19 protein-coding genes are annotated in these 16,666 nt (G+C 73.7%); 1 reads left to right on the top strand and 18 read right to left on the bottom strand.

From position 1 onward, the window contains the following. The first annotated feature begins 27 nt into the window (after positions 1-27). Entirely contained in the window at positions 28-912 is an 885-nt protein-coding gene (gene gluQRS / locus ACFQQJ_RS07185; RefSeq protein WP_377105296.1) for a tRNA glutamyl-Q(34) synthetase GluQRS, read from the top strand. Between the two features lie 15 nt (positions 913-927). On the opposite strand, the gene ACFQQJ_RS07180 is transcribed toward gluQRS, so the two are convergent. From ACFQQJ_RS07180 to ACFQQJ_RS07095, 18 genes are all read right to left on the bottom strand, one after another. Continuing rightward, the gene (locus ACFQQJ_RS07180; RefSeq protein ID WP_377105295.1) at positions 928-1,914 is read right to left on the bottom strand and encodes an FKBP-type peptidyl-prolyl cis-trans isomerase; all 987 of its coding nucleotides are present in this window, start codon (positions 1,912-1,914) and stop codon (positions 928-930) included. A gap of 78 nt (positions 1,915-1,992) precedes the next feature. Then, complete coding sequence (locus ACFQQJ_RS07175; protein WP_377105294.1) at positions 1,993-3,351, bottom strand: proteasome accessory factor PafA2 family protein; 1,359 nt, start codon at positions 3,349-3,351, stop codon at positions 1,993-1,995. Between the two features lie 5 nt (positions 3,352-3,356). Next, entirely contained in the window at positions 3,357-4,088 is a 732-nt protein-coding gene (locus tag ACFQQJ_RS07170) for a pseudouridine synthase (RefSeq protein ID WP_377105293.1), read from the bottom strand. Beyond that, complete coding sequence (gene scpB, locus ACFQQJ_RS07165) at positions 4,085-4,705, bottom strand: SMC-Scp complex subunit ScpB (protein WP_377105292.1); 621 nt, start codon at positions 4,703-4,705, stop codon at positions 4,085-4,087. The genes ACFQQJ_RS07170 and scpB overlap by 4 nt, the downstream gene beginning before the upstream one ends. Beyond that, positions 4,702-5,529: a segregation and condensation protein A gene (locus tag ACFQQJ_RS07160; RefSeq protein ID WP_377105291.1), complete on the bottom strand. Its 828-nt coding sequence runs from the start codon at positions 5,527-5,529 to the stop codon at positions 4,702-4,704. The genes scpB and ACFQQJ_RS07160 overlap by 4 nt, the downstream gene beginning before the upstream one ends. Then, a complete protein-coding gene (locus tag ACFQQJ_RS07155; protein WP_377105290.1) occupies positions 5,526-5,840 on the bottom strand; it encodes a hypothetical protein in 315 nt (104 codons plus the stop codon). Before ACFQQJ_RS07155 ends, ACFQQJ_RS07160 begins: the two co-directional genes overlap by 4 nt. Next, positions 5,825-6,685: a ParA family protein gene (locus ACFQQJ_RS07150; protein ID WP_377105507.1), complete on the bottom strand. Its 861-nt coding sequence runs from the start codon at positions 6,683-6,685 to the stop codon at positions 5,825-5,827. The genes ACFQQJ_RS07155 and ACFQQJ_RS07150 overlap by 16 nt, the downstream gene beginning before the upstream one ends. A gap of 122 nt (positions 6,686-6,807) precedes the next feature. Next, a complete protein-coding gene (locus ACFQQJ_RS07145; protein WP_377105289.1) occupies positions 6,808-7,803 on the bottom strand; it encodes an endonuclease/exonuclease/phosphatase family protein in 996 nt (331 codons plus the stop codon). Between the two features lie 20 nt (positions 7,804-7,823). Then, positions 7,824-8,759 (bottom strand): site-specific tyrosine recombinase XerD, encoded by a 936-nt coding sequence (locus ACFQQJ_RS07140; protein ID WP_377105288.1) that lies wholly within the window; start codon positions 8,757-8,759, stop codon positions 7,824-7,826. Then, on the bottom strand, positions 8,743-9,393 hold the full coding sequence (locus ACFQQJ_RS07135) for an NUDIX domain-containing protein (RefSeq protein WP_377105505.1): 651 nt from the start codon (positions 9,391-9,393) through the stop codon (positions 8,743-8,745). The genes ACFQQJ_RS07140 and ACFQQJ_RS07135 overlap by 17 nt, the downstream gene beginning before the upstream one ends. Positions 9,394-9,439: 46 nt before the next feature. Beyond that, positions 9,440-11,101, bottom strand: a complete 1,662-nt coding sequence (locus tag ACFQQJ_RS07130) for a CTP synthase (RefSeq protein WP_377105287.1) — start codon at positions 11,099-11,101, stop codon at positions 9,440-9,442. A 93-nt stretch (positions 11,102-11,194) separates the two neighbouring features. Further along, positions 11,195-12,877: a DNA repair protein RecN gene (gene recN, locus ACFQQJ_RS07125; protein WP_377105286.1), complete on the bottom strand. Its 1,683-nt coding sequence runs from the start codon at positions 12,875-12,877 to the stop codon at positions 11,195-11,197. Next, positions 12,867-13,799: an NAD kinase gene (locus tag ACFQQJ_RS07120; RefSeq protein ID WP_377105285.1), complete on the bottom strand. Its 933-nt coding sequence runs from the start codon at positions 13,797-13,799 to the stop codon at positions 12,867-12,869. The genes recN and ACFQQJ_RS07120 overlap by 11 nt, the downstream gene beginning before the upstream one ends. Before the next feature lie 9 nt (positions 13,800-13,808). Beyond that, the gene (locus tag ACFQQJ_RS07115) at positions 13,809-14,555 is read right to left on the bottom strand and encodes a TlyA family RNA methyltransferase (RefSeq protein ID WP_377105284.1); all 747 of its coding nucleotides are present in this window, start codon (positions 14,553-14,555) and stop codon (positions 13,809-13,811) included. Next, positions 14,552-14,719: a hypothetical protein gene (locus ACFQQJ_RS07110; RefSeq protein ID WP_377105283.1), complete on the bottom strand. Its 168-nt coding sequence runs from the start codon at positions 14,717-14,719 to the stop codon at positions 14,552-14,554. Before ACFQQJ_RS07110 ends, ACFQQJ_RS07115 begins: the two co-directional genes overlap by 4 nt. A gap of 10 nt (positions 14,720-14,729) precedes the next feature. Then, on the bottom strand, positions 14,730-15,335 hold the full coding sequence (locus ACFQQJ_RS07105) for an energy-coupling factor transporter transmembrane component T family protein (RefSeq protein ID WP_377105282.1): 606 nt from the start codon (positions 15,333-15,335) through the stop codon (positions 14,730-14,732). Next, a complete protein-coding gene (locus ACFQQJ_RS07100; RefSeq protein WP_377105281.1) occupies positions 15,332-16,033 on the bottom strand; it encodes an energy-coupling factor ABC transporter ATP-binding protein in 702 nt (233 codons plus the stop codon). The genes ACFQQJ_RS07105 and ACFQQJ_RS07100 overlap by 4 nt, the downstream gene beginning before the upstream one ends. A gap of 3 nt (positions 16,034-16,036) precedes the next feature. Then, the gene (locus ACFQQJ_RS07095) at positions 16,037-16,624 is read right to left on the bottom strand and encodes a biotin transporter BioY (protein ID WP_377105280.1); all 588 of its coding nucleotides are present in this window, start codon (positions 16,622-16,624) and stop codon (positions 16,037-16,039) included. Positions 16,625-16,666: the final 42 nt, after the last annotated feature.

Below are 16,666 nucleotides of genomic sequence, written 5' to 3'. Positions count from 1 at the left end.
ACTTCCGCGCCCGGCGAAGGAGGGGTCGTGGCAGGCAGGTTCGCACCCAGCCCCACCTCCGACCTGCACCTGGGCAACCTGCGGACCGCCCTGGTCGCCTGGCTGCTCGCCCGGGGCAGCGGACGCGCCTTCCGGCTGCGGATCGAGGACCTCGACACCACCCGGGTGGCCGCGGCCGGTGACGTCGCCCGGCGCCAGCTCGCCGACATCGCGGCGCTCGGCCTCGACACCGACGGGGAGGTCGTGTGGCAGTCGCGGCGCCTCGACGCCTACGCGACGGCCGTCGCCGGCCTGGAGACCTACCCCTGCTACTGCACCCGCCGCGAGATCGCCGAGGCGGCCTCCGCCCCCCACGGCGACGGCCACCGGCCCTACCCGGGCACCTGCCTGCGGCTGTCCGCGTCCCGCCGCGCCGAACTGGCGGCGACCCGACGGCCCGCGCTGCGGGTCCGCGCCGGCGGCGCATCGTGGACGGTCCACGACGTCTGGGCCGGAGAGGTCACCGGCGTCGTCGACGACTTCGTCCTGGTGCGCAACGACGGCGTCCCCGCCTACAACCTGGCGGTCGTGGTGGACGACCTGGCCATGGCTGTCGACCAGGTGTGCCGTGGCGACGACCTGCTGTCGTCCTCTCCCCGTCAGGCGTGGCTGGCCGTCCGCCTGGGCGGGGAGCCACCGGCCTACGCCCACGTGCCGCTCGCGGTGAACTCCGAGGGCCGGCGACTGGCCAAGCGGGACGGCGCGGTGACCATGGCCGACCTCGCCGCGCGCGGCGTCACCGCGGGACAGGTGCTCACCCGGCTCGCGGCCTCCCTCGGGCTGGCCGCGCAGGACGAACCCGTGACCCCTGCGGAGCTGCTGCGCCGGTTCGACCCGGCGGCACTCCCCCGCGAGCCCTGGGTGGTGGCCTGAGCCCCGGCCGGACGGTCAGGCGGCCTGGGTGAACAGGAGGTCGATCACGTAGACGACGGTGTCGCCGGCCTCGACCGGCGGGTTGTTGCTCCCCTTGGGGAAGCCGTCGGCCGGGGGCAGGACGAGCAGGACCCGCGAACCGACCTTCTTGCCGAGCAGGCCGGACTGCCAGCCCGGGATGAGCCCGGAGAGCGCGCCGCTGGTCGGGGTCGCGAAGCCGTCGTCGATCAGCTTCCCGGTCTTCCAGGAGTAGCCGACGTAGCGGGCGGTGATGGTGTCGCCCTTGGCGACCTTCGCACCAGTGCCCTCGATCAGCGCCACCGCCGACATCGACGTCGGCGCGCTGCCGGAGGGGATCGTCACCGTGGGCTTGTCCGCGGCACCACCGGTGACCTTGGGCAGGCCGGCCGGGGGCTCGACGACCTTGCCCGACGGTTCGGTCACGGAGACCGCCAGCACGTCGACCACGAAGATCAGGGTGTCGCCCACGGTGATCCCCGCGGCCTCGTTGCCGCCCATGGCGTCGTAGCCGTCGGCGCCGGGGATCGCGATCAGCACCCGGCTGCCGGCCTGCTGGCCGGTGAGGCCCTTGCCGAAGCCCGCGATCACCTGGTTCAGCGGGAAGGTCGCGGGCGTCCCGGAGAACGACTCGTCGAAGTTCTTGCCGTCGCGGCCGTTGACGCCGTAGTAGTCCATCGTCACCGAGCCGTCCGCGCTCGCCTTCGGGCCGGAGCCCTTGACCAGCACCTCCACCCGGGTCTGGTCGATGGCGAACGGCTTGTCGAAGGTGACCGTCGGCTTCTTGCCGATCGCGCCCTTCACCGTGATGCCGTCGAGCGAGTTCTGCGCCTTGACGGTCGAGCTCGGCGTCGGGGACGCGCTCGGCGTCGCCGAGGTCGACGCCGACGGGCTCGTCGAGGTGGAGGGGGTGGCGGACGGGCTGCCGCAGGCGGTGAGCAGGAGCAGTCCGGCGACGACGGGGATCAGGCGGGCGTTAGGCACCCCGAGAGGATACCGAACCCGGCTGTGCCCACCGGCCCGAACCCGCCGGTACGGCCGTGCCCCGGCGGGGCCACGGTGTCAGGAGCCGGTGGGCGGCGCGTCCGCGAGGGCCGCCAGCAGGTCGTCCAGGCCGGCGGGGACCGGGTCGAGGGGGTCCGGCAGTCCGAGCGTCCGGTCAGCGGGACGCCCGTCGGCACCGGCCAGGTCGTGGACGGTGCAGGACTGCCAGTCCACCGTGGCACGCACGGACGCATTCTCCGCTGCGGCCACGACGGCCGCGCGGGCGGCGGCCCGAGTGTCCGGCGGAGGTGCCACACGCGCCGCGGCGACCTCCTCCGGGGTGGTCAGCCGGGTGACGGCGCCCCCGGCCTCCAGGACGCGGAAGGTCCCACCGAGCTCGTGGAAGGCGAGGTCGAGCTGTGCCAGCCGGCCCTCGGTCGCCTCCTCGCCGTGCCGACGGCGGAAGGCGGTGAGGAGCCGGCGCTTGGCCACCCACTCCACCTCGCCGGCGACCGTCTCCTCCTCACCGGCACCGACGGCGTCAAGGACGCGCGCCCAGAGCGCGGCCAGGGCCGGCTCGGCGTGGTCGCCGGCGAGTTCCAGGTGGGCCCGCTGCACCTCCACAGCGCTCAGCTGCCGCCCGTCGGCCAGCTCGAGGCGGGCCAGCGGGTCGTCCGCCACCTGCCGCAGGGCGGCCAGCGGGTCGGCCAGCCGCAATGCCTCCAGCCGGGCATCGGGACCGCCCGGCCGGTCGACGAGTTCGAGGACGGCCAGCATCGTGCCCACCTTCAGCCAGGCCGAGGGCTCCAGGAGGTTGGAGTCCCCGGCCAGGACGTGCAGCCGCCGGAACCGGGCCGGATCGGCCAGCGGCTCGTCCCTGGTGTTCACCAGCGGTCGCGAGCGCGTGGTGAGCGCGGAGAGCCCACCGTGGAGGTGCGCGGCGCGCTGGCTGATCCGGAACGTCCCCCGCTGCCACCGGCCGGCACCACAGGTGACGGGCCTGGTCACCAGGAAGGCCGTCAGCAGGTCCACGGCCCCCGCCAGTTCCAGGTCCCGGCCGACCAGGTAGTTCTCGTGGCAGCCGTAGGAGTTGCCGACGCTGTCCACGTTGTTCTTGAACAGCCGGAAGGACACCGGCGTCCCGGTGGACGCCGCCAGTTCCCGCGCCTGCGCGGCCAGGCCGGCGACGAGCTCGTCCCCTGCCCGCTCGGCCGCGAGCACCTGGCGCGGGGTCCGGCACTCGGGGGTCGCGTACTCGGGGTGGGCGCCCACGTCGAGGTAGAGCCGCCCGCCGTTGGCGAGGAAGGCGTTGGCGGAGCGATGCCGGGCGACCAGTGGACGGAACAGCAGCTCCGCGGCCTCCGGCGCGCTCAGCCGGCGCCCGCCGCTGCGGGCGCTCAGCCCGTACTCGGTCTCGACGCCCAGGACGCGGTCCACGGCCGCTACAGCTTCACCAGGTCGAGCAGCGCCCCGAGTTCCTCCCGGGTGAGGTCGCGGACGGCGCCCGACTTCAGGTCGCCGAGCCGGACCGGGCCGATGGCGATGCGCGACAGCTTGCGGACCGGGTGGCCGACCTCCTCGAACATCCGGCGGACCACCCGGTTGCGCCCCGAGTGCAGGGTGACGCGCACCAGGCTGCGGTCCTCCAGGCGCTGCATCAGCTTGGTGCGGTCGGCGCTCACCGGTCCGTCCTCGAGCGTGACACCGTCGCGGAGCCGCTTCAGGGTGGCCTCCGTCACCTGGCCGGCCACCTCTGCGACGTAGGTCTTGGGCACCTCGAAGGACGGGTGCGCCATGCGCTGGGCGAAGTCGCCGTCGTTGGTGAGCAGCAGGAGGCCTTCCGTGTCGGCGTCCAGGCGGCCGACGTGGAACAGTCGTCCCCGACCGCCGAGGAAGTCGGCCACCGTGCGGCGCCCGTGCGGATCGTCCATGGTGGAGACGACGCCGCGGGGCTTGTTGAGCACCACGTACTGGTGCTGGCGCTGCGGCGGGATGCGCTTGCCGTCCACCCGGATGACGTCGCGTGCCGGGTCGACCCGCAGGCCCTGCTCGCGGACCACCTCGCCGTTGACCTCCACGCGCCGCCGCGCGATCAGGTCCTCCGCGGCCCGCCGCGAGGCCACGCCGGCCTGGGCAAGGACCTTCTGCAGGCGGATGCCCTCTTCGGTGCTCACTCGGCCACCTCCGCCGTCGGGACGGGTGCGGCGTCGCGCAGCCCGCTTTCGGCGAGGCTCGCCAGTTCCGCCTCCAGCGCGGAGGCGTCGGGCAGGTGGGGGGCCAGCGGCGGCAACTGGTCGAGGCTGGTCATGCCCATCCGTTCCAGGAAGTGGGAGGTGGTGCCGAACAGGCGGGCGCCCGTCTCGCCGTCGCGGCCGACCTCCTCGATCAGGTCGCGCGTGGCGAGCGTCCGCATCACGCCGTCGACGTTCACGCCGCGGACGGCCGACACCCGGCCGCGCGAGATCGGCTGGAGGTAGGCCACCACGGCCAGCGTCTCCAGCGCGGCCTGGCTCAGCGTCCCCCGCTGCCCCTCGAGCAGCCAGCGGCCGATCACGTCGGCGTGCTCGTCGCGCGTGTAGTAGCGCCAGCCGTTGCCGACCCGGCGCAGCTCGAAGCCGCGGCCGGTGCGGTCGTAGAAGCCCGCGAGCTCCGCCAGGCACGCCTCGACCTCCGCGACGGGCGCGTCGACGGCCTCGGCGAGCTCGGTGGCCGGCACCGGCTCGGTGGCCATCAGCAGCAGCGCCTCCACGGCGCCGGAGATGGGCGAACCGGCCTCGTCCGTTGCTGTCATGCGGTCTCCTCCGGTGTCGGTGCCTGGTCGAATTCTGCGCCGATCGCCTCGGCGTCCACCTCCGCCCCGAGCCACCGGATGGTGAGCTCGCCGAGCGGGGTGAGCTGCTCGAAGGCGACGGCCTTCTCGCGGAACAGCTCCAGCAGCGCGAGGAAGCGGGCGACAACCACCAGGCGGTCGGCGGCGTCCGCGGTGAGAGCGCGGAAGGTGATGGCCGGGTGCGCGCGCAGCCGCCGTACGATCTCCTCCGCCTGCTCCCGCACCGACACCAGGGGGGCGTGGAGGTGTTCGAGCGACACCTGGGGCGGGGCCTTGGGGGTCAGCGCGCGGCCGGCGAACACGGCGATGACGTCGGCGAAGCCGTCCAGCACGACGTCGGGCAGGAGCGCGGCGAACCGCTCCTCGAGTCCCCCCGGGCGCGGGTGGCGTCGGGCCTGCACCTCGAGCGTGGTGGCCAGCCACCCGCTGACGAGCTTGAACGCGCGGTACTGCAGCAGCCGGGCGAAGAGCAGGTCGCGCGCCTCGAGCAGGGCCAGGTCCTCCGCGTCCTCCACCTCCCCCTGCGGCAGGAGGCGGGCGGCTTTCAGGTCGAGCAGCGTGGCGGCCACCACGAGGAACGAGCTGGTCTGGTCGAGGTCCCACCACTGGCTCCCCGTGCTGGCCTGCATCGCCTTGATGTGAGCGACGAACTCGTCGGTCACCTTCGACAGGGCGACTTCCGTGACGTCCAGCTTGTGCTTGGAGATCAGCTGGAGCAGCAGGTCGAACGGTCCGGAGAAGTTCGTCAGGTGGACGGTGAACTCCTCCGTGGGCAGCGGGCTCACGGCTGCCGCAGGCCGCGGACGAGGTCCGAGTCGCCCCCACGGGCCGCCAGGTCCGCCATGGCCAGCCCGATGGCGGTGCGAACGATCCGGCCGCGGTCCACGGCCACGCCGTACTGTGCGCGCAAGGTCAGCCGGGCCTGCTCGAGCGCGAGCAGCTCGTCGCTGCTCACATAGACGGTGATCTTCTCCTCGTGCCGCACCCGGCCCGACGGGAGACCCGGCTCCGCGCCCTCCTCCGGCGCCTCGGTGTCGGGCGCAGTGGTCGGCCGGAACAGTTCGGCAGCGCCCGGCAGTCCTACGCGCCGGGGCATCGGGCGAGCACCTCCCTGGCCAGCATCCGGTAGGCCGCGGCCCCGGGCGAGGTCGTGGCGTAGGTGGTGATCGGCTCGCCGGCCACCGTGGTCTCCGGGAACTTGATGGTGCGCCGGATGACGGTGTGGAAGACGGTGTCCCCGAACGCCTGCACGACCCGCTCGAGCACCTCGCGGCTGTGCAGGGTGCGCGCGTCGTACATCGTGCCGAGGATGCCGAGGATCTCCAGTTCGGGATTGAGCCGGTCCTGCACCTTGTCGATGGTGTCGGTGAGCAGCGCGATGCCGCGCAGGGCGAAGAACTCGCACTCCAGCGGCATGAGCACCTTGTCCGCGGCGGTCAGCGCGTTGACGGTGAGCAGGCCCAGCGACGGCGCACAGTCGATCAGGATGACGTCGTAGCTGTGCCGCACCTTGGTGAGCACCCGGCGCAGGGTCTGCTCGCGGGCGACCTCGGAGACCAGCTGCACCTCCGCGGCGGACAGGTCGATGTTGGACGGCAGCAGGTCGAGGCCGTCGACCACGGTGCGGGCGATCACGTCCTCCACAGCCGTGTGCTTGTTGAGCAGCAGGTCGTAGATGCTGGTGTCGAGCGTGTGCGGGTTCACCCCGAGGCCCACCGAGAGGGAGCCCTGCGGGTCGAAGTCGACGAGCAGCACCTTCCTGCCCGTCTCGGCCAGTGCCGCGCCGAGGTTGATCGTGGTGGTCGTCTTGCCGACCCCGCCCTTCTGGTTGCACATCGCGATGATGAGCGCGCGCTTGGGCTTGGACGGGTCGGGCGCAACGGGCTCGGGCAGGTCGGGCAGCGGACGCCCCGTGGGGCCCAGGTCATCCCCGGTCAGCATCGGTTCCGGGTCGATCAGCGCAGGGGTGTCGGTGTTGCTCACGGGCCCCACCCTAGCCCCCAAAATGTCGACAAGTCTGCTCGGGCCGGAGATTCCCGGCCGGCGTGTCCGCCGGGGAACGCTCACCGTGCGGGGACGACCACTTCCGCCTGCACCGGGCAGTGGTCGGACGGCAGCGGCCCGTCGGCGAAGAACGGACGGCCGTCGATCCGGCGGACGTTCGGGCCGGTGACGACCTGCCACGTCGGCACCCCCAGTCCCGGCGAGACGAACACGTAGTCGTAGCGGAGCCCGTCGGTGCGGATCGCCCGGTACCGCCAGCGCCCGCCGACGCGCGCGCCGAGCCCGTTGACGGACGCGGCGCCGGGCACCCGGCTGGTGTCGGCCCGCGCTACGTCCGCGGCGTCCCGCAGGCCCGCGGAGCCGATGGTCCGCAGCGCGGCCGCGTACTCCGGGCGCGGGTCCCGCGGCCTGGTGTTCAGGTCCCCGACCAGCACGGTCGGCACCTGCCAGCCGGGATTGAGCGCCGTGAGCAGGGAGACGATCCGGCTGGCCCCTGCCGCCCGCGCCCGGGCCATTTCCGGCCGCTGGTACGGGTCGAGGTGGGTGTTGGCCACCAGCAGCGACCGTCCGGTCGCCCGCGACGTCAGCCGGGCCCACGCCAGGTGACGGGCGTAGTAGCCCTGGCTGATGTCGGCCGCGTCGGCCGAGGCCACGGCGTAGGCGCTGTCGCGCACCAGCAGCGGCACGTCGAGATCGGCGTGGACGGGGGTGAAGCCCGGCAGGCGGTCCAGAAGGGGCGGCAGCGGGAGGGCTGCGGCGCTCGACGCCTCGTTCTCCTGCACCCCGATCACGTCCGGCTGCGCCTTCTCGATCCAGGCGGCCATCACCGGGACCCGGGCGGCCAGCCGCACCTCGTCGTCGGGAACGGACGGGTCGAAGTCCGCCGCGCCCCGGGTGGGGGTCAGCACGTTGAAGCTCATCACCGTCGTCCGCCAGCCGTCCCTGCGCGCCCCGATCGTGGCCGGGGGCGGACCCGCGGCGCCGGGTGGCCGGAGCGTGCCGCAGCCCGCGAGCGGGGCGATCGCCCCCAGCAGCAGCGTGCGGCGGGTGACCATGCCTCCACGGTAGGCGCGCGTCAGCGCGCGCGGGGGTGGACGGCGAGGAAGACCTCGCGCAGGTGCTCCACGGTCACCAGCGTGTAGATCTGGGTCGTGGTCACCGAGGCGTGGCCCAGCAGTTCCTGCACCACCCGGACGTCGGCTCCGCCGTCGAGCAGGTGCGTCGCGAAGGAGTGGCGCAGCGTGTGCGGGGACACCTCCACCGGGAGGTGCGCGGCCTCGCCGGCCTTCCGCAGCACGTTGTAGGCACTCTGCCTGCTCAGCCGCTGCCCCCTGCTGTTCAGCAGCAGGGCCGGGCTGGGCCGGGACGAGGCCTGGGCGAACGACGGCCGCCCGCGCACCAGCCAGGCCTCCACCGCCCGCCGGGCGTACGAACCGACCGGCACCAGCCGCTCCTTGCGCCCCTTGCCGAACAGCCGCACCCCGGCATCCGGATCGGCCACCAGCCCGGCCAGGTCGTCCACGTCGAGGTCGAGCACCTCGGAGACGCGCGCACCGGTGCCGTACAGGAGCTCCAGCAGCGCGGCGTCGCGCAGGCCCATCGGCGTGGTGGTGTCCGGGGTGTCCAGCAGCGCCTGGACGCCGGCGAGGTCTAGTGCCTTCGGCAGCGCCCGACCGGCCCTGGGGGGACGCACGACCGCGGCCGGGTCGGTGGGCGTGAGCCCCTCCGCGGCGGCGAAGGCGTGCAGCGAGCGGACGGCGACCAGCGCGCGGGTGGCGCTGGAGACCGACAGCGGCGCGCTGCCGTCCCGTGGAGCCTGGACGGCGGCGAGGAACGCCGACACGTCCGCGTCGGTGACCGCAGCGGGGTCGTCGATCCCGCGGGCGGCGAGGAAGGCGGTGTAGCGGGCCAGGTCGCGGCGATAGGCGGCCACCGTGTGCACCGACGCGCCGCGCTCGACCGTCAGGTGGTCGAGGTAGCCACGGACCAGACGCTCAACCGGCGTGGCCATCGAGCCCGGCCACCGTCGCGTTGTGGGCCTCCCGGGCCGCGCGGGCGGGCCAGTCGGCGTGGGCGGGGCGCAGGTCGTCCAGCCGCCCGGACAGCCGGGCCACCTCCAGGGCGAGCACGCCGGACACCATGGTCGGGTTCTGCAGGCGGCCGGCGAGCACAGCGTCCACCAGATCGGCCCGAGCCGCCCAGCACACCTCCATGTCGGCCTCCTCGTGGTGGGCGACGAAGCCCTCCGGCGCGGGGGCCTCGGACAGGTCGCGGGCCAGGTACACGCGCAGCGACTCCTGGTTGGCGCCGGGAGTGGTGAACAGGTCGACCAGCACCTGCCAGCGGCCGGCGCGCAGCCCGACCTCCTCCGCGAGCTCCCGCTCCGCGGCCGCCACCCAGCTCTCGCCGTCGGCGTCGAGCAGGCCGGCCGGGGGCTCGACGAGCTGGAACCCGACGGGGTGCCGGTACTGGCGCACGACGGCGATCCGGTCGGCGGCGTCCCACGCGACCACGCCGACCGCGCCGGGGTGCAGCAGGTACTGCCGCTCCATCCGGCCTCCGTCCGGGGTCACGACCGTGTCGTTCACGAAGTCCGACACCGCGCCCTGGCCGAGGACCCGGTGCCCGGCCAGCGGCCACGCCATCGGGACGTCGGTCACCTCGTCGCGGGCCAGCTGGCGGGCCACCGTCCTACTCCTCGCCCTCGGGGAGGCGCGCCGACAGCTTGCGTCGCAGCGCCGCCTGGATCAGGCCGCTGAACAGCGGGTGCGGCTGGGTGGGACGGGACTTCAGCTCGGGGTGGGCCTGCGTGCCCACGTAGTAGGGGTGCAGGTCGCGGTCGAGCTCGACGAACTCCACCAGGTTGCCGTCCGGGCTGGTGCCGGAGATGGCCAGCCCGTGTGCCGCGAGCTCGTCGCGGTAGGTGTTGTTCACCTCGTAGCGGTGGCGGTGGCGCTCGCTGACCCGGGTCGTCCCGTACTGCTGGGCCACGACGGAGCCGGGCACGAGGTCGGCCGCGTAGGCACCCAGGCGCATGGTGGCACCCATGTCGCCCTGGCCGGAGACGATGGCCACCTGCTCGGCCATGGTGGCGATCACCGGGGCGTGGGTCTCGGGCTCGAACTCGGTGGACGCGGCATCGGCCAGGCCGAGCATGTTCCGGGCGGCCTCGATGACCATGCACTGCAGGCCGAGGCACAGGCCGAGCGTCGGCACCTGGTTCTCGCGGGCGTAGCGCAGGGCGCCGAGCTTGCCCTCCACGCCGCGGATGCCGAAGCCGCCGGGCACGCAGATGCCGTCCACGTCACCGAGGTTCTCTGCCGCGCCGGCCGGAGTCTCGCAGGTGTCGGACGCGACCCAGCGGATCTTCACCTTCGCCCAGTTCGCGAACCCGCCGGCGCGCAGCGCCTCGGACACCGACAGGTAGGCGTCGGGCAGGTCGATGTACTTGCCGACCAGCGCGATCGTGACCTCTTCCTTCGGGTGGTGCACCCGCTCCAGGAGGTCGTCCCAGCTGGTCCAGTTCACGTCCCGGAACGAGACGCCCAGGCGGCGCACGACGTAGGCGTCCAGGCCCTCGCCGTGGATGACCTTGGGGATGTCGTAGATCGACGGTGCGTCCGGGCAGGAGATCACGGCCTCCTCGTCGACGTCGCACATCAGCGCGATCTTGCGCTTGACGCCGGTCGGGATGTCCATGCTCGCTCGGCAGACGATGGCGTCCGGCTGGATGCCGACCTGGCGCAGCGCGGCCACCGAGTGCTGGGTGGGCTTGGTCTTGAGCTCGCCGGAGGGGCCGATGTAGGGCACGAGGGAGACGTGCAGGAAGAACGCGTTCTCGCGTCCCACCTCGCGGCGCACCTGGCGGGCGGCCTCGAGGAACGGCAGCGACTCGATGTCGCCGACCGTGCCGCCGATCTCGTGGATCACCACGTCGACGCCCGGGCCGGCCATGGCCAGCATCTCGTCCTTGATCTCGTTGGTGATGTGCGGGATGACCTGCACCGTGTCGCCCAGGAAGTCGCCGCGGCGTTCCTTGGCGATCACCCGCGAGTACACCTTGCCGGTCGTGACGTTGGCCTCTGCGTTGAGCGGGACGTTCAGGAAGCGCTCGTAGTGGCCGATGTCGAGATCGGTCTCCGCCCCGTCCTCGGTGACGAAGACCTCACCGTGCTGAAAGGGGTTCATGGTGCCGGGATCCACGTTGAGATACGGATCCAGCTTCTGCATCGTGACTCGCAATCCGCGAGCGACGAGCAGGCTGCCCAGGCTGGACGCGGTCAATCCCTTGCCCAGTGAGGAGACGACTCCCCCGGTAACGAATACGTGCTTGGTCTGAGTCGAGTTCCCCACGGGCCTCCAGCCTAGCTTTGCCCAAGCGTGGCGACGCAAATCGCCGCTCCGCGGGACGCGCGGCGTAACCGGAATGTCATCGCGGGGCCGGGCTCACGCCGACGCCGACGCCGACGCGAGCAGCTCGCGGGCGTGGGCGAGGCTGGAGTCGCTGGAGTCGAGTCCGCCCATCATGCGCGCGAGCACCTCCACCCGGTCCTCCTCCTCGACCAGCCGGACCCCGCTCGTGGTCACCGAGCCGTCGTCGGACTTGGCCACGACGTAGTGACGGTCGGCGAAGGCGGCGACCTGGGCGAGGTGGGTGACCACCACCACCTGGCAGCGTTCGGCGAGCCGCGCGAGGCGCCGTCCGATCTCGAGGGCGACCGCGCCGCCGACTCCTGCGTCCACCTCGTCGAAGACGAAGGTCTGGCCGGTCACCTCGGTGGCGAGGACGACCTCCAGCGCGAGCCTGACCCGGCTGAGTTCTCCCCCGGAGGCCACCTTGCCGAGCGGGCCGGGAGCGCTGCCCGGATTGGCGGAGAACAGCAGGTTCACCTGGTCGGCGCCGTGCGGGCCGAGTTCGGCCGGGCTGAGCGCGAAGGACAGCCGCGCCCTGGGCATGGCGAGGGCCGTCAGTTCCGCCGAGACGAGGCGGGCCAGTTCGGCGGCGGCGGTCTCCCGGAGCGCGGTGATCCTGGCCGCGCCCGCTGCCAGCCGCGCGTCGAGGGCAGCCACGGTGGCCCGCAGCTCACCGACCCGCGCGTCACCGGCGTCCAGCTGGGTCACGCGGACGGCCGCGTCCCGCGCCCAGGCGAGCACCTCGTCGACGGTCTCCCCGTACTTGCGCGTCAGGTGCGCGAGCTCGGCGCGACGGCCGGCGATCCACTCCAGCCGCAGCGGGTCGGCGTCCAGCCCGGTGGCGTAGGACGCGAGCGACGACGCCACGTCCGCGAGCCCGGCCACCGCCCCGGCCAGCTCCTCGGCGATCGGTGTGAGTTCCGCGTCCTTCTCCACCGCCGGAGCGAGGGCCTTGCGGGCCGCACCGGCGAGGCTCAGCGCGTCGGTGGCGTCGAAGGCGTCCTCCTCACCCGCCAGCGCCACGAGCGCGGCGTGGGCGGCCTGGCGAAGGTCGTCCACCGCCTGCAGCCGGACGGCCTCCGCCGCCAGCGCACGGTCCTCCCCCGGCTGGGGGTCGGCCCGCGCGATCTCGTCCAGCCCGAACCGGAGGAGGTCGAGCTCACGCGCCCGCTCCTGGGAGCGCGTGGTCAGTTCGGCCAGCTCCGCGGCGGCTGCCCGCCGGGCCGCGAAGTCGGCGCGGTACGGCTCGAGCTCGGCGGCCAGCGCCTCGGCGGCGTAGCGGTCGAGCACCTCGCGCTGCCGCTCGGGCGTGCCCAGCCGCAGCTGTTCGGACTGCCCGTGCACGGTCACCCACTCCCCGACCAGCGCCGCACCCGTCGCCAGGGGCACCTGTGCGCCGCCGACCGCCATCCGCGACCGGGTGGCGCCCAGCTGGCGGCTCACCAGCACCTCGCCGTCCTCCAGTTCGGCCCCCAGCTCGGCCAGCGGCCCGTCCTGCCCCGGCCCGACCCGCCAGCGGCCCTCGACGAGGGCGCGGCCGGCGCCGTTGCGCACCAGGCGCGGGTCGGCCTTCGCGCCGGCCAGCAGCGCCAGCCCGGTGACGATCATGGTCTTGCCCGCGCCGGTTTCCCCGGTCACGGCGGTGAAGCCGGGGCCTGGTTCGATGGTCGCGTCGCCGATCACGCCGAGGTCGGCGATCCTCAGCTCAACGAGCATGGGCCGCGTCCCGCTCGGCGGCACCGCGCCAGCCGTCGACCGGAAGGCCGAACTTGCGCACCAGGCGGTTCACGAACGGCTGCTCGGAGGTGCGGGCCAGCCGCAGGCGATCGCGTCCCACGGTGGCCTCGATCTCCATGCCGCCGGCGACGTCGGTCGTGCGGCGCCCGTCGCACCACACGATCCCCCCGGGGCTGCCCCCGGGGAGCATCTCGATGGTGACGACCGTACGGGGGCCGAGCACGAGCGGGCTCGCGAACAGCGCGTGCGCGCTGAGGGGCACCAGCAGCAGGGCCGACAGGTCGGGCCAGATCACCGGGCCGCGGGCCGAGAAGGCGTAGGCCGTCGAGCCGGTGGGGGTGGCGACCAGCACCCCGTCGGTCGCCCAGCGGGACAGAGGGCGCCCATCCAGTCGGACGAGCACCTCGATCATCCGCTCCCTGGCCATCTTCTCGACCGACACCTCGTTGATGGCGAACGACCGCCACAGCTCGGCACCGCCGGGTTCGTCGCGCACGACGGTGTCGATCGTCATGCGCTCCTCGACCTCGTAGTCGCCCCGCGCCACGTGCTCGATCAGCGCACCGACCTGGGAGGACTCGAGTTCGGCGAGGAAGCCGACGTGGCCGAGGTTCACCCCGAGCACCGGCACCTGCCGGGGCAGCGCCCACTCGGCGGCGCGGAGGATGTTGCCGTCGCCGCCGAAGACGACCACCAGCTCGCAGTCGCGCCCGTCGTCGCCGTTGAGCTCGCGCACGTCGGCGCCGGGCACCCGCGCCGACAGGGCGGCGAAGTCGTCGGAGGCGGCCAGGCAGGTGATGCCGCGGGCGTTGATCCCGGTGATGAACTCTGCCGCGGCCTCCAGCGCGGCGGGACGCAGGGGGTGGAGGGTGACGGCGACCCGCCGGCTCTGGGAGTTCACGCGCCCACCCTAACCCGCGCCACCCCCATCCGGCCGGGCGCCGACGAGATGGACGAAGTACTCCACGTTCCCCGCCTCCCCCGCCAGTCCGCTCTCCCCACGCCAGGCCAGCCGGCGCCCAAGCCGCACTGCCTCGGCCACAACGTCCGACACAGCCCGCTCCCGCAATTCCGGGCTGCGGACCACGCCACGGTCGTCCAGGCCGGCACGGCCGACCTCGAACTGGGGCTTCACCAGCAGCAGCGCCTCGCCGCGCTCTTCGAGTACGCCGAACAGCGGCTCCAGCAGCAGCCGCAGCGAGATGAACGAGACGTCGCCGACGACGAGGTCGACCGGGCGACCGTCCAGGTGGTCGAGGGTGAGGTCGCGCAGGTTGAGCCGCTCCCTGACCACCACGCGGGGGTCCGCCCGCAGGTCCGGCACCAGCTGGTCGTGGCCCACGTCCACGGCGTACACGGTGCGGGCGCCGGCCTCGAGGAGGACCTGGGTGAACCCGCCGGTCGACGCGCCGGCGTCCAGCACGCGGTCACCGACGACCACGCCGGAGGCGGCCAGGGCGCCGGCGAGCTTGTGGGCGGCGCGGGAGACGTAGCGGTCGGCGCCGGCGACCTCCACCCGGTCCCGGATGGTCACGTCCTGTGCGGGCCGGGTCGCGGTGACGCCGTTCACCGTGACACGTCCGGCCCGGACCGCCTCGCTCGCCTGGCCTCGCGACCGGGCAAGGCCGGCGTCCACCAGGGCGCGGTCGAGCCTCACTGCTGGGGGGAGCGCAGGGCCCGCTGGAGCACCTCGACCGCTGCCGAGAGCTGCTGGTGGTGCTCGGAGACGGGCCCGTCCAGCCGGACGGCGGCCAGGGCGTCGTCGATCTCCGCGACGCCGGTGACGGGCGGCTCGGCAGCGGGGGTCTGGGGCTCGGTCACGGCCGACATCCTACGACTCGCCCAGCCCCCGGGCGGCGAGCGCTGCCCCGGTCGCCTGGGCCTGGCCGACGGCACGCACGACCACGGGCGTGACCAGGGCGAACAGGTTCCGCTCGCGTCCCCGGGCGCGGGCGGCCTGGCGGACCTGGCCGAACGTGTCCAGCAACAGGGGCACCGAGCGGAGCATGATCGCGATGGCCAGCCCCACCCGTTCGGCGTCGACGCCCAGCAGCCGGAACGGCCGCAGCGCGGCCACCAACGCGTCCAGCAGGACCGGGCCCGGCGTGGTCAGGGTGAGCAGCCTGCTGGCGTAGACGGCCGTGGCGAGGTTGGCGGTCACCACGACGCCGAGGTCGGGTCTGCCCACCAGCACCTGGTAGCCGCCGAGCACGGCGACGAGGATCCAGAACCCCAGCGGCAGCGCCCACGCCGTGCGCACGCCGACCCGGGTGGACGCGAGCAGGGCCAGCGAGACGCCGAGGGCGGTGAGGCTCGGCACCGGCGCGGAGACCGCGAGCGCCGGCACGGTGAGGGCCAGGAGCACCAGGTACTTCCAGCCCACCCCGAGCCGGTGGAGCCAGGAGTCGCCGGGCGCGTAGAGGCGGAACAGGTTCATGCGCGCACCAGTCGCACGTAGGCGGCGATCGCCTCGGCCGGGTCGCCGTCGGCGACCACCCGTCCGGCGTCGATGACGAGGACGCGGTCGGCCTCGGCCGCCAGGTCGAGGTCGTGGGTCGCCAGCACCACCTGCTGGTCGAGCCCGGCGAGCGCTGCGCGCACGAGATCGCGGTTGCGCAGGTCGAGCAGGGTGGTCGGCTCGTCCGCCACCACGATGCGCGGGCCTGCGGCCAGCACGGACGTCAGTGCGACGAGCTGCCGCTCGCCGCCGGAGAGGTCGTACACGCTCTGCTCCGCGACGTGGGACAGCCCGCGGTCGGCGAGCAGCCGGAGCGCGGCGGCCCGGCGTTCGGCACGGTCACGGACGAGGGGCCGCAGCGACAGTTCGACGTCGTCGGCAGGGGTGGCCAGCACGAGCTGGGCCAGCGGATCGGTGAACACGAAGCCCACCAGTCGGCGCACTTCGCGTCCCTGGCGTGCGGTGTCGAGATCGTGCACCCGCACCTGCCCGGTGCTCGGCAGCGTGAGCCCGTTGAGCAGCCGCAGCAGCGTGGACTTGCCCGAACCGTTCGCGCCGATGACCGCGATGCGTCGCTCGGAGAGCTCCAGGGTCGTCGGGTGCAGCAGCACGCGCGTCCGGCCGGGGCCGGAGGCGGGCAGGCTGACGGTGACGCCGGCGCCGAGGAGCTGGATCAACGCTCAGGCCGTGACCGGCCGCCGGGTGGCCAGCAGCGCGGGGAAGGCACGGTGGACGGCGACGGCGACCGCAGCGGCGGCGAACATCTTGACCAGGTCGCCGGGCCAGAACGCGAGGTCGGCCACGAACGCGGCCACCGGCGTCAGCTTGACGACCGCCACGAGGCCCACGATCCCCAGCGCGTGGATCACGAGGGACGCGGCCAGGCCGGCGAGGAAGAAGCCCAGGTACTGCCTGGGACCCTTCCATCCCACGAAGAGCCGGGCCAGGGCACCCGCGACCAGCGCGCCGAGGGGGAAGGCGATGAGGTAGCCGATCGACGGCTTGATCAGCACACCGAGTCCGCCGGTACCCCCGGCAAACACGGGCAGCCCGGCCATCCCCACCAGCACGTAGAGGAGCGCGGCGAGGAAGCCACGGACGGGGCCGAGGACCAGCCCGGCCAGCACGACGGCGAGCGTCTGCAGCGTGATCGGCACCCCGCCGGCCACCGGAATGGCGGGGGTCAGCGAGAACGCAGCGATCAGGGCTGCGAACACGGCGATCAGGGCGAGGTCGGTGGCGGGGGTCGTCTTGGCGGAAGCGGGCATGGCGGGCTCCTCTCGGTTCGGCCCGGGAAGGATACCGGGCAC

It is taken from the genome of Propionicimonas sp. T2.31MG-18 (genome assembly GCF_964266745.1).
GTDB lineage: Bacteria > Actinomycetota > Actinomycetes > Propionibacteriales > Propionibacteriaceae > Propionicimonas.
This window is presented reverse-complemented; position numbering and strand designations above follow the sequence as displayed.